This is a genomic window from Hymenobacter cellulosilyticus (assembly GCF_022919215.1).
GTDB classification, from domain to species: domain Bacteria; phylum Bacteroidota; class Bacteroidia; order Cytophagales; family Hymenobacteraceae; genus Hymenobacter; species Hymenobacter cellulosilyticus.
The window spans coordinates 3,147,347-3,158,105 of the sequence record NZ_CP095046.1; the positions used below are offsets into that span (position 1 = coordinate 3,147,347).

Annotated in this window: 7 protein-coding genes and 1 pseudogene; 3 read left to right on the forward strand and 5 right to left on the reverse strand. The window is 60.2% G+C overall.

Annotated elements, in window-relative coordinates:
• The first annotated feature begins 7 nt into the window (after window positions 1–7).
• Window positions 8–961, forward strand: a complete 954-nt coding sequence (locus MUN79_RS15550) for a phosphatidylinositol-specific phospholipase C (RefSeq protein ID WP_244673598.1) — start codon at window positions 8–10, stop codon at window positions 959–961.
• A 170-nt stretch (window positions 962–1,131) separates the two neighbouring features.
• Here the strand turns inward: MUN79_RS15550 and MUN79_RS15555 are convergent, their stop codons facing one another.
• The 5 genes and pseudogenes from MUN79_RS15555 to MUN79_RS15575 all read right to left on the reverse strand — a co-directional run bounded on the left by MUN79_RS15555 (window position 1,132) and on the right by MUN79_RS15575 (window position 8,389).
• A complete protein-coding gene (locus tag MUN79_RS15555; protein WP_244673599.1) occupies window positions 1,132–2,013 on the reverse strand; it encodes a glycerophosphodiester phosphodiesterase family protein in 882 nt (293 codons plus the stop codon).
• Window positions 2,014–2,127: 114 nt separating this feature from the next.
• Entirely contained in the window at window positions 2,128–3,636 is a 1,509-nt protein-coding gene (locus MUN79_RS15560) for a calcineurin-like phosphoesterase C-terminal domain-containing protein (protein ID WP_244673600.1), read from the reverse strand.
• Between the two features lie 90 nt (window positions 3,637–3,726).
• Entirely contained in the window at window positions 3,727–3,846 is a 120-nt protein-coding gene (locus tag MUN79_RS15565) for a SusD/RagB family nutrient-binding outer membrane lipoprotein (RefSeq protein WP_244673601.1), read from the reverse strand.
• A pseudogene (locus MUN79_RS15570) lies at window positions 3,846–5,167 on the reverse strand (SusD/RagB family nutrient-binding outer membrane lipoprotein). The gene MUN79_RS15565 and the pseudogene MUN79_RS15570 overlap by 1 nt, the downstream one beginning before the upstream one ends.
• Before the next feature lie 33 nt (window positions 5,168–5,200).
• On the reverse strand, window positions 5,201–8,389 hold the full coding sequence (locus tag MUN79_RS15575; RefSeq protein WP_244673602.1) for a SusC/RagA family TonB-linked outer membrane protein: 3,189 nt from the start codon (window positions 8,387–8,389) through the stop codon (window positions 5,201–5,203).
• Window positions 8,390–8,679: 290 nt separating this feature from the next.
• On the opposite strand from MUN79_RS15575, the gene MUN79_RS15580 reads away from it, so the two are divergent.
• Complete coding sequence (locus MUN79_RS15580; RefSeq protein ID WP_244673603.1) at window positions 8,680–9,582, forward strand: helix-turn-helix domain-containing protein; 903 nt, start codon at window positions 8,680–8,682, stop codon at window positions 9,580–9,582.
• A 121-nt stretch (window positions 9,583–9,703) separates the two neighbouring features.
• A complete protein-coding gene (locus MUN79_RS15585; RefSeq protein ID WP_244673604.1) occupies window positions 9,704–10,573 on the forward strand; it encodes an SDR family NAD(P)-dependent oxidoreductase in 870 nt (289 codons plus the stop codon).
• Window positions 10,574–10,759: the final 186 nt, after the last annotated feature.

A 10,759-nucleotide genomic window follows, 5' to 3' on the forward strand; every position in this document is an offset into this window, starting at 1 on the left:
ACCGCGTATGAAATCAACGGTTAATCTTTTCGCTCTGGCGGCCAGCTTACTATTCACTTCCTGCGACCAGCAAGAAACGGTAAGCCCCGCCGGTGCTGCCGCAACTCAGTCGCAGGATGCCGTGGCCGCCTACACGCTAGCTAACTGGATGGGCTCGGTGGATGCTTCCCTGTCGCTGGCTCAACTCAGCATTCCCGGCACCCACGACTCCGGCGCCCGCTTCGAGTCCATTGCCGGTACGGCCAAGTGCCAGACACTGACCATCGGCGAGCAACTCAATGCCGGGGTGCGCTTCCTGGACGTGCGCTGCCGCCACATTGATAACTCCTTTACCATTCACCACGGGGCCGTGTACCAGAACCTGAACTTCGCGGACGTGCGGGCGGCCTGTCTGGAGTTTTTGCGCACGAATCCGACGGAGTGCATCATCATGTCCATCAAGGAAGAGCACACGCCCAGCAACAACTCCCGCACCTTTGAGCAGACACTCAATGCCTTCCTGCAGGAAAACCCCGATACGTGGTACGTGGGCGAATCGGTGCCGACGCTAGGGCAGGTGCGTGGCAAGATCGTGCTGCTGCGCCGCTACGCCGCCACAACTCCCAAGGGCATCGACGCCACCAACTGGGCCGATAACACTTCGTTTGACATCACTACGCCCGCCGCTCAGCTCAAAGTGCAGGACCAGTATAAAGTGTCGGATAACAACGCAAAGTGGACGGCCATGAGCACGCTGCTCACCGAAACCAAGGCCAGCACGACCAACCGCCTGTACCTCAACTACGCCAGCGGCTACAAGCCCGGCTTGTTTGGTATTCCCAGCATCACGACGGTTTCCAACAATATCAATCCGCGCCTGACGACCTTCTTCACGGCCCAAGGCAAAGGCCGCTTCGGCATCATCCCGATGGATTTTGCCGAGTCGTCCCGCAACAGCCTGATTGTGAAAACAAACTTCTGATTCGTGGTCTAGCAGAAGTCAGTGTTAACGCGTACCCGGAGAGTAAGAGGCGAGGGGATTCGCTTCCTGCTCTCCGGGTACGCGTATTTGGGCTGAGTGCAGAGCGTGTAAAACCCGCTCTTGTGAGCGAACAGGAATATTCGGTAATAAAATGCGCCCCGCAGACCAGCTTAAAAGCCAGTAAACAAATCCGGATAGTCCGTAATAATACCATCTACCTGCAGCCGAATCAGCTGCTCGATGGCTGTAGCTGAGTTAACCGTCCAGGGAATAACTTGTACGTGTTGCTGGTGGCAGGCAGCTACCAGCTCGGCCGTCACCAACGCGTAAGCGGGGCTGTAAATGGTCGGGCGGAAGCTCAGGCGCTGCAAGTTCTTTTCCCAGCCTAGTTTGTTGTCCACTAACATGGCCGTCGCTATAGACGGGTAGCGACGGTGCACTAGCTCGAGCGTGCGCGGGTCGAAGGACTGAATGATAACCCGCTGCTGAATGCCTTTCTGCACCAGGATGGACAGAAGCAGCTGCACGAACTCAGCCGGCGCGGGGTGTAGCACGTCGTCGCCCGCCGGCGTCGATTTGGTTTCGATATTATAGCGGGGCAGGGGCAAGTGCCTGCTCCGCGCGTAGGCTTCCACCGAATCAATGACTTCAGCCAGCAAGGGCTTATACGTGCGCAGCTTTTGCTGCCGGGGAAACTTTGGATTACCCAAGCTACCGACGTCGTAGCGCCGGATTTCGGCGTAGGGCAGCCCATACAGACGGTGCTGCTGCTCCTCGTCTTTCCGCAAGGGCTGCCCCTGGGGAGTCAGCACAAAGGCGGCATTCATATATGGGTCGTGCGAGAGCAGCACCTGCTTGTCCTGACTTACCAGCACGTCCATTTCCAGCGTCGTTACCCCCAGATCCAAGGCCTTGCGCATGGCCGGAATGGTGTTTTCGGGCATCAGCCCCCGGCAGCCCCGGTGCCCCTGCCGGTCAAAGGACGGGGTTTGAGCCAGGGCCGGAAGCGTAGTAAGTAGCCCCAGCAGGAAAAGCACACACCTCAGCGTCATCGGAATAAGTAAGTAGCAGAACTCCGTAGCCCAAGGCAGCAACCTCAAGCTACGGAGTAAATAAACAAGCTTTGCCCCGGCTATCCGCAGACGAACCAGAGGCTACTAAGGACCTTAAGCTGTCAGCGTATCGGTATAGACCTGCCCAAACCGGTCGGTGACTTCCACCCGGATCTGCTTGGCCTGGGCCGAGACATTGGCCACAAACAGGTGGTCGGTCAGGGTCGGGTCGACCCACTTATGCTTGGCCGGCAGGGCCGAGCCGGCATGCAGCCGCACCGAGAGCGGGTCGAGGCCAGTATGCTGGCTCATGCTGCCTTTGCGCACGCCGTCTTCGAACCACTCCACTTTCCACTGCGGGTCCCAGTTCCAGACGTTGACCACCAGGGCTTCCGGGCGCTCGGGCAAGCTGCCTTTGGGGTAGATCCGAAACTGGTGACTGCGCTCCTGCCCAATGGACTTGTAATACCATTTCAGCTCGGCGCCGTGCACCTCATACACCCCGTAGCCGCCGGGGGTACCGTCGGTGCAGATGGGGCCGGTCCACCACGCCCCGCACACGGTGCCGTGCACGTGCTCGGTCACATTGTCGGCCGTTTGCAGCACCTCGTTGAAGTGGGTATGACCCGACATAATATGCGCCTTATAAGGCTTGAGCAGGCGGTAGAGCTCTTGGCGGTTGGCTACCACGCCGCCCATGGGCTCGTCCTTTTCCTTGTTGCGCAGGTGCTGCCGGGTGTAGGGCGGAATGTGCAGGCTCACCACCACGGTGCTACCCGCTTTCACCTGGGCCAGATCCTGCTCCAGCCACGCCAGCTGCCGCTCGGTCAGGTAGCCGATGTATTTCTTCGGCGGGCCGATGAAGAACACGTCATCGAGCACCACGTAGTGAATTTGTCCCCGGTTGAAGGAGTAGTACGTGGGCCCGAACAGCTTCTTGAACGTGTCCGACGAATGCTCGTCGGTGCGGGCCGTCAGGTCCATGTCGTGGTTGCCGATAACCTGGAAGAACGGAATACCGGTGCTGGCCACGCCCTGCTTGTAGTCTTCGAACAACTCAAAATGGTCCCAGACCAGGTCACCGCAACCGATGCCGTGAAACAGCGCCTTGGCCCCGTAGCTAGCAATGAGCTTTTGCGTGTCCGGCACGGCCGTGGCCTTGAATTCGGCGGCGTCGGCCTTGGATATCATCTGCGGATCGGCCCAGACCAGAAAGTTGTGGTTCGTGTCGTCCTGGGCGAGCTTGTGCAGCTCGAAATCGGCTTTAAAGCGGCCCCGTACCGGCTCTTTTCGGCGGTAGAAGTTTGCCACGCCCTGCTCGTGCTCAAAGGCATAGCCGCTAGGCACCGAGATGTACACAAATTCGGTGGTCCCGTTGCTGTCCAGCTCGTAGTTGCCCTTGGCATCGGTCAGCACAACGCTGAGGCCATCGGTAACGGCCACGCCGGCCACGCCCTGCCCGCCCGCCTGCACTTTGCCGCTGAGCGTGACCACGGCCGTTTGCTCGCTGGCTCCCGAGAGCGTTGCCGCTTTCGGCCGGGCCAGTCCCAGGTTTACGTCGAGCGTCAGGCCCAGACCGGCCAGGCCAACGGATTTAAGGAACGTTCTTCTTTGCTGAGACATGCCTATCAAGGAAACTTAAAATACGCTTATTGAAAATCGGGTGCCCGGCGGCTTGAGGGCCGAAAGTCCAGCGGCCGGGTACCCCAGTACTTATTTTTCCCACCACACCTTGGTGTTCACGTCATCGGCGCCCATGGCCTGCACGGCAGCGCGGTAGTTGTTGCCGTTGTTGGTTTGCACGATTAAGGGGTACTTAAAGCGAGTGGGCATCACGCCGTTGTTTTGCAGGTCCTGGCCACGGGCAGTTTCGGCAGGCCCGTACGGCGGTACTCAAACCACTGCTGGTAGTCGTTGAAAAACAGCGCGTAGTACTTTTGCAGCATGATGCGCTCCAGCGTGCCATTATAGGCGGCCGCGGGGTTCTGGAAGTAGGTGGCAGGCATCGTCACGCCCCATTGCTCCATGGCAGCCTTCACGCCCCGCTCATAGTGGGTGCGTGCATCGGCCGTGGTGTAGCCGCGCTGGGCGGCCTCGGCCTTGATGAACTCGACTTCGGCGTAGCTCATCAGCACGGCGGGCATGGGAGCGGCCACCGTAGCCTGAACCAGGGCTATGTTGAAGTTGGATGGCTGGAACTGGAACTGCGCGTCGCTGCCGCCGTAGGCGCTCGGAATGCCTTTGTAGCCGATGTTGCTGCGCCCGTCCTTGGTCTTGGCCTGGGTGGTGAACTTAGCCAGGCGCGGGTCGTTCCACGTGTTAAGGTTGTCGATGAAGAACTCGGCGGCCGCCCGGCTCGTGGTGAAGTCGATGGCCCGGCCCCAGGGGAGATATTGGGCGTAACTCCAGTGATTTTCAGGATAGCCGACTCGCTGTTTTGCGTGAATACCGGGTACTTCACCGGGTCGTTGATCATGGCTGCCAGCCGGGACGCCGTATTCATTTCCGGGCGCTTGGAGAGGCGCAGCAACAGGCGCATGCGCAGCGAGTTGCAGAAGCGCCGCCAACTGGCGTCTTTGTTCTCGAAGAGAATATCGGTGCCGTAGGTCATCGGCTTGGCGGCGTCAAACAGGGAATTGGCCGTCTCCAGGTCGTTAAGAATCTGGGTGTAGATCTGCTGCTGGGAGTCGAAGGCCGGGTAGAGCAGTCCTTCTTCGGCCCGGCTGGCCTCAGTCATGGGCACATCCCCGAAGCAGTCGGTCAGGTTGGCGTAGACCCAGGCGTTCAGGGTCAGGGCAATGGCTTCGTAGTTGGGAGCCTGGGCGGCCTGGGCGGCGGCGCGCATCTCCCGGATGTTGGCCAGCCAGCGGTAGTAGGTGGTCCAGGTGGTGTTGCCGGCGCTTTCGCTTACCACGTAGCGGTGCACCCCGCCCGAAACACTGGGAAAGGGGAGGGCCACCTGCATAATATCGAAGGTGAAGGCATCGGCCCGCAAGGCGTTGAAGGAAGCTACCTCGTACACAATGGGGTTGAGCAGGGTGCCGGGGCTGATTTTCTCGATGCGGGTCGGGTCGGTGTTCAACTCCTCAAACCCATCGGTGCAGGAAACCACGCTGCCGCTCAGGGCCAGCAACAGGAGCAGGTATTTTTTCATGGGAAGACGGCGGAAAGTAAGCGGCGGGTAGCGCTAGAATTGCAGGGTAAGGTTCACGCCCATCGTGCGGGTGGAGGGCAGCTGGCCGATTTCGACGCCAGGCAGGATGGTGCCGCCGTTGAGGGCCGCCGTTTCGGGGTCGAACATGGGAAACTTGGTCCACATGGCCAGGTCGCGGCCGTACAGGCCGATGGTGGCACCGGTCAGGGCCTTGGTGCGGGCCAGCAGGCCGGCGGGCAGGCTGAACTCCATGCGGGCTTCGCGCAGCTTCAGGTATGAGGCGTCAAACGAATTGCTCTCGATGTTGGCGCGGCGGTAGAACTCGGCGTAATAAGCGGCCGGAATCACCTTGGTCGTGTTGGGCGAGTAGGTGCCGTCCCCGTTGGCCACTACCCCGTCGCCGATGATGAAGCCTTCCTCCCGGCCCGGCAGCGTCGATTTAAGCTTGCCCTGCTCGCTCATCTTGTGGTGGGTCTGGGAGTAGACGATGCCGCCGTACTGCCCGTCTAAGAGCACGCTCACCCGGAAGTTCTTGTAGGAAAACTCGTTTAAAAAGCCGCCTTTCCAATCGGCGTAGGCCCGCCCGATGTACTTGATGTTGGCCGGCTGCACCGGCAGCCCGTCCTTGTTATAGATGATTTTACCCTCGGGCGAGTAGTCGAAGCCGTAGCCGTAGATGTCGCCGGTGGTGCCGCCCACGGTGGCCAGCAGCGTGGCCGTGCCGCCCGCGCCAATCACCTGCTGGTCTTCCAGGCCGCCGGCCAGGCTCAGCACCTTATTGCGGTTGCGGGACCAGGTAAGGGTGTTTTTCCACTTAAAAGCGTTGTTGTCGATGGGGCGCGTGTTGAGCACCACTTCCACGCCCCGGTTGCGTACGGCTCCCGCGTTGAGCAGGGCCCTGGTATAGCCGGTGGTGGGGTCGATGGGCACTTCCAGAATCTGGTTGCGGGTCGTGTTCTGGTACACCGTCAGGTCGGCCCCAATGCGGCCCTGGAACATCAGATACTCCAGCCCGGCCTCGTAGCTGACGGTTTGCTCGGGCTTCAGGTTTTTGTTGTAGAGCGTGGTAGCCACCGAGCCCGCGCCCGGAAAGTCGCTGCGGCCATAGTACTTGTTGTTGCCGTAGGGGTCGGTGTCGTTGCCCACTTTGGCCGCCGAGAGCCGCAGCTTGGCCAGCGAAATAGAAGCCGGCAGGGGCAGCAGCTCGTTGAGAATAAAGCTGGTGCTGACGGAAGGGTAGGAGAAGGGCAGGTTTTCCACCGGCAGGGAGCTCGACCAGTCGTTGCGCCCGGTCAGGTCGATGAAGATCTTGTCGTCGTAGGACGCCGTGAGCAGGGCGTAGTTGCTGTTGATGTCCTTCTCGTACACGGTGGTACCCAGCAAGGCGGTGTTGGCTCCGTTGGCCAGCTTGTAGACGCCCGGAATGACCAAGTCGCGCACGGAGGCCTCGGAGCTGCGGTTGCGCCGCCGCATGGCGTTGCCGCCCACCGAGGCGCGCAGGTCGAACCGGTCCTGGAATTCCTTGTGGTAGGTCAGCAGGAAGTCCGTGTTGATTTCGTAGTTGCTGATGTCCTGCTGCTTGAAGTAGCCCTTCTGGAAGTTGGCCGTGCTGTAGGGCCGGCGCATCTCACGCTGCTCCTGGGTCATGGCAATGCCCGAGCGCACCAGCAGGCTTAAGTCCTTGGTGAAATCGTAGGTGCCCGAAATGTTGCCGACCGTGGTGCGTGTCACGGCCGAGTTGGTCATTTCGTAGGCAATCAGGTAGGGGTTGTCGATAAAGGAGCTAAATGGGTGGACCTGGTCCACCTGGTCGAGGCCGTATTTCCAGATCGTCCGGTACGCGTCGAGCGGCACGTTGGGGTTCTGAAAAATCATGAAGTACGACAGCGACTGGTTGTTGTAGCCGGTCGCGGGTAGGTTGTCGGCGGTGCGGTTGGTGAAGTTCACCTTGCCGGCCAGCTTGAGCTTGGGCGTGAGGCTGTGGTTCACGCTCAAAGCTGCCGTGAGGCGCTCGTAGCCCGTGTTGGGCATAATCCACTCGTTTTTGGAGTGCGTAACCGAGGCCCGGGCCGAGCTGGTTTCGTTGCCGCCTTCCAGCGCGACGCTGTTGGTCAGCGTGGAGCCCGTTCGGAAAAAGCCTTTGATGTTGTCTTCGTAGGGCACCCAGGGCAGCCGCTCGGCAGACTGGGCCTGCGTGAGAGGGTCGTACTGATAGTATTGCTGCCCGTTGAATTTGGGCCCGAAGGCGCTGCTGGTGCCGCCCGTGCTGGCCCCGTCGGCAGAGGCTCCATAGGAGTAGTACATTTCCCCAGCCGCGTTGAAGGAGCGGCCCGTGCCCTGCCCGTACTCGTACTGATACTCGGGCCACTGCAACACGGTGTTGACGCTGTAGTTGCTGTTTACCGTCACGCCCAGCCCTTTTTTCTGGCGGGAGCCGGTTTTGGTGGTAATAATCAGGGCCCCGTTGGCAGCGCGGCTGCCATACAAGGCGGTGGCGCTGGCCCCTTTGAGCACAGTAATGCTGGCAATATCGTCGGGGTTGATGTCGGCAATACCGTTGCCAAAGTCCACGGGCACGTCGTTGCCGGCCCCGGCACCGTAGGCGCTGCCCACTCCTGAGCTGGTCAGGCCGCTGTTCATGGGCACGCCGTCGAGCACAATCAGGGCGTTGTTTCCGTTGGGATTCAGTGAGTTGTCGCCCCGCAAGGAGATACGCGTGGAGTTCACCGGACCAGAGCCCGACGAAATCAAGTTCAGCCCCGCTACTTTTCCCGACAGGGCCTGGGAGAAGTTGTTGGGCCGGGCTTCCAGCAAGGCGTCGCCGCCAATCGTTTGGGTGGCGTAGCCCAGGGCTTTCTGCTCCCGCTTGATGCCCAGGGCCGTCACGACGACTTCGTTCAGCTGCTTGGCGTCGGGCGTCAGCGTCAGATTCAACTGGGTTTTGCCTTCTACCGGCACTTCCCGGGTTACAAAGCCCAGGTACGTCACGACCAGCACCGCATTGGAAGGCACACTGATAGTGTACGCCCCTTGGGCATCGGTGGAAGTGCCAGTGGAGGTACCCCGTACCAACACGGTAGCTCCCGGCAGGGTAGTGCCCTTGTCATCGGTTACCGTGCCCGAAACCGACTGCGATTGGGCCACGGCCGGGCCGCTCAGCAAAAGCACGGGAATAGCCGTCGCACAGAGCTGGCTGGCTCGAGCTAAGTAGCTGTTAAGCATAATTTTACGGAGTTATTTCAGCCGCAAAACTACTGCTCCCTCATTACCTTGATGTTACGATAAGGCTATGCTATTGTATAGTTCACGGTATAGAAATGCGTCTTTTGTGTGGGGCATTGTATTGCCGGTGATTTGCAGCTATATCCCTGCTTGCAAAGCCCTGCACTGGCTCACCATCAGGGCAAGTTGCTGCCTGGCCGTAAGGGTGGTGAATGTCGGCGCTACCGTAGCTAGCTGCCACTGTCGGTAGCAGCGCGGAGTGGCTGGCTTGAATTCGGTAACTTCGTAGCATGTCCAAGCCCGAAAGCCTCCCCGAATTTTATCACCACCATTTTAAGGAGCTACCCGCGTCGCACTCCCCGGAGAAGGGACAGGTAAACGTGTTCCGGCTGGAAGATGTGCTGGCCCCCAGTGCGGAACCGGTACAGTACAGTCGCCGCGATTTTTACAAAATCACCCTTATCCGCGGCCGCAATGCCTACCACTATGCCGACAAAAGTCTGGAAATAGCCGGGCCGACACTGTTGTTTTTCAACCCCCAGGTACCCTATACCTGGCAGCCGCTTTCGGATGACACCACCGGCTTTTTCTGCATTTTCCGCGAAGAGTTCTTTCGCGGCTGGGGCAACCCGACGCTCACCGAATTGCCACTTTTTCAGCCCAGTAGTACTCCCAGCTATCCTCTCTCGGCAGCGCAGGACGAAGCCGTAAGTGCGCTGTATGCAAAGATGCTGACGGAGCTTGACTCCGACTATCCGCTCAAATATGAGCTACTGCGCAACTACACGTCGGAGTTGATTCATTACGCTCTCAAACTGCGGCCCTCCGAGGCGCGCTACCAGCACCCCGATGCCAAATCACGACTGACGTCCGTGTTTCTGGAGCTGTTGGAGCGGCAATTTCCCATCGAATCGCCTTCCCGCCGCTTTGCCCTGCGCTCAGCCAGCGACTTTGCCCGGCACCTGGCCGTGCACGTCAACCACCTCAATCGCTGCGTGCGCGATACGACCGGCAAAACGACCACCGACCACATCGCCGAGCGCGTGGCCGGCGAAGCCCGGGCCCTGCTGCGCCACACCGACTGGAATATTGCCGAAGTCGGCTACAGCCTGGGCTTCGACGAGCCGGCCAACTTCAACTACTTCTTCAAGAAGCACACTGGCCTCGTTCCCTCGGCTTTTCGGCGGGTTTGAATTTCATAAGTATCGGCTTGAATCTCATAAGCTCCTGCCTGGGTGGGTACCCGACCTTTGCTCTCGTTAATCGAGTCATTCGAATTAGCGCGCAAACCCTCATTCCACACATCACCCCCGCATGGACACGCAAGCACACACTCCACAAGTCTGGTTTATCACTGGAGCCTCCAAAGGCTTCGGGCTCGAACTGGTAAAACAACTACTGGCGCAAGGCCACCAGGTAGCGGCCACTTCCCGCGACGCCACTGGGCTGCGCGCCGCCGTCGGTTCCGACTCCCCCAACTTGCTACCGCTGGCCGTGGAGCTGACCGACGAAGCCCGCGTGGGCGAAGCCATTGCGGCCACCGTACAGCAGTACGGCCGCCTGGACGTGGTCGTCAACAATGCCGGCTACGGTCAGCTGGGTGGCTTGGAAGAAGTAACTGACGCCGAGGCACGCGAAAACTTCGATGTCAACGTGTTTGGAACGCTCAACGTCATTCGCCGGGCCATGCCGCAGCTGCGAAAGCAGCAAAGCGGACACATTATCAACTTTTCCTCCATTGCCGGCATTCAGGGCGGTTTCCCCGGCTGGGGCGTGTACTGCGCCACCAAGTTTGCCGTCGAAGGCCTTTCCGAAGCCCTGGCCGCCGAGGTTGCCCCGTTCGGGGTGAAGGTGACGGTCGTGGCACCCGGCTATTTCCGCACCAACTTCCTGCAGTCTGGCTCCCTGAAGCTGGCCGCTGATAAACTACCCGCCTACCAAGTAGTGCGCAACAATGAGGCCTACCACGACCACGTGCGGGAAACCAACTCCCAGCTCGGAGACCCCGCGAAAGGCGCCGCGGCCCTGATTCAGGTTGCCACCGAGCCTAATCCACCTATGCACCTGCTGCTGGGCGCTGACGCTTACGGCCTGGCCGAAGCGAAAATCAAGAGCCTCCAGGCGGACATGGCGACCTGGCAAGCCCTGTCGCACGCCACCGCTGCCGATCCGGCCCAGGCGTAGCGTTTTGGGAAGGTGGCCCGCCCCCGCCTCAATTTCTGAGGGCCAGGCGGGCCGCGGCAGTCTTCCCCATCCGGCCAGAGTCAGCCACCGCCAAGGCCACCCGCTGCGGCCTTTTTTACCTCCGCATGCCGATAATCTAATTCCATGACTCCGTAAACGCGTTTTCGGCGCGGCTAAAGATGCGTT

Excerpts from the sequence above, each read along its gene's own strand:
- MUN79_RS15550 (WP_244673598.1), top strand. The coding sequence starts at position 8 with ATGAAATCAACGGTTAATCTTTTCGCTCTGGCGGCCAGCTTACTATTC.
- MUN79_RS15560 (WP_244673600.1), bottom strand. The coding sequence starts at position 3,636 with ATGTCTCAGCAAAGAAGAACGTTCCTTAAATCCGTTGGCCTGGCCGGT.
- MUN79_RS15575 (WP_244673602.1), bottom strand. The coding sequence starts at position 8,389 with ATGCTTAACAGCTACTTAGCTCGAGCCAGCCAGCTCTGTGCGACGGCT.
- MUN79_RS15585 (WP_244673604.1), top strand. The coding sequence starts at position 9,704 with ATGGACACGCAAGCACACACTCCACAAGTCTGGTTTATCACTGGAGCC.
- MUN79_RS15555 (WP_244673599.1), bottom strand. The coding sequence starts at position 2,013 with ATGACGCTGAGGTGTGTGCTTTTCCTGCTGGGGCTACTTACTACGCTT.
- MUN79_RS15580 (WP_244673603.1), top strand. The coding sequence starts at position 8,680 with ATGTCCAAGCCCGAAAGCCTCCCCGAATTTTATCACCACCATTTTAAG.
- MUN79_RS15565 (WP_244673601.1), bottom strand. The coding sequence starts at position 3,846 with ATGCCCACTCGCTTTAAGTACCCCTTAATCGTGCAAACCAACAACGGC.